We start from the raw sequence: 1,166 nt of genomic DNA on the forward strand, positions 1-1,166 counted from the left end.
AAGGTCCAACAAGTGCTCGCGGCGATCGACGCGGTGGAGGCGGCCGGCGTCGATCCCTGCGACGCGGCGGCCGACCATTGGCGCCACGTCCACAACCGCATCGCCGTCGGCCAGCCGTCGCGCCTCTACACGATCGAGCGCCATCACGCCTGGCTCAAGCGCCGGGAGATCGAGGGATGACACGCCGCCGCTACGTCATGGCGACGGCCATCGCCGCATCCGCCTTCGCCGCGGCGTTCGTCGCTATCGCCGTCGCCAATCCGCTCCCGCGCGCCATCTGGAACGCCAGCGCCAGCGCGCCCATCGGCCTCTACCGCATCCATCCCGACCGCGATCCCGCCATCGGCGCGCTGGTCGCCGTCGCGCCGCCCGAACGGCTGGCGCATTGGCTTTCGACGCGCGGCTATCTGCCCGAGGGTGTGCCGCTCTTGAAGCATGTCGCGGCTAAAGCCGGGCAGCGGACATGCCGGATCGGCGATGCGGTGAGCGTCGATGGCCGGCGCGTCGCCATCGCCCGCGCGCGTGATGGCCAGGGCCGTCCGCTTCCGGTCTGGCAGGGGTGCCGCACGCTGCGATCGGGCGAGCTGCTGCTGCTCAATCCCGCCCATCCCGACAGTCTGGACGGCCGCTACTTCGGCCCGCTGCCGGCTTCCGCCGTCATCGGACGCGCGACGCCGCTCTATCTGCGCGCGCCGTCCCCATCGCCTTCCACCCCCGAAGCCAAGGAGATCGGCCATGCAAACCAATATCTTTGAATCCACCGCCGACGGCTATGCCGGCCGCGTCCGACTATTCGGTATCAACGAGGCGATCGTGCTTGTCGCGCTCGATCCGAGCGACGCCGAAAATGCGCCCGACTACCGCGTCCACCTCGACGACGAGGATGGCCCCGAGGTCGGCGGCGCGTGGAAACGGGTCGGCGAACGTGCCGGCGACTATATCGCGTTGGAGATCGACAGCCCGCTGTTCCCGGCGGCGTTCCGGCCGGTGCTGTTCCGTGCCGATGATGATGGACGGACGTTCAGGCTGTCGTGGAAACGCCCCCGGCCCCGCGACGATCGGAGCTGATCAGTGCCTTCCCCGATCATCCCTCTGTTCGCGGAAAGACCGCCTCATCCCTCCGTCCCGCTCGGTCGCAGGCCGGCCGGCGCGCGCAGCGAAGGTCA

3 protein-coding genes are annotated in these 1,166 nt (G+C 69.7%); all 3 read left to right on the forward strand.

Annotated elements, in window-relative coordinates; all coding sequences use genetic code 11:
* The coding region (locus AX735_RS05160; RefSeq protein ID WP_156447424.1) for a DUF2840 domain-containing protein at window positions 1-180 on the forward strand (180 nt) is incomplete at its 5' end.
* Window positions 177-755, forward strand: a complete 579-nt coding sequence (locus AX735_RS05165) for a S26 family signal peptidase (protein WP_017502712.1) — start codon at window positions 177-179, stop codon at window positions 753-755. The genes AX735_RS05160 and AX735_RS05165, both read left to right, overlap by 4 nt.
* Entirely contained in the window at window positions 736-1,068 is a 333-nt protein-coding gene (locus tag AX735_RS05170) for a DUF736 domain-containing protein (RefSeq protein WP_017502711.1), read from the forward strand. The genes AX735_RS05165 and AX735_RS05170 overlap by 20 nt, the downstream gene beginning before the upstream one ends.
* Window positions 1,069-1,166 lie beyond the last annotated feature (98 nt).

The sequence above is a fragment of the Blastomonas sp. CCH1-A6 genome, assembly GCF_001556365.1.
GTDB classification, from domain to species: Bacteria; Pseudomonadota; Alphaproteobacteria; order Sphingomonadales; family Sphingomonadaceae; genus Blastomonas; species Blastomonas ursincola.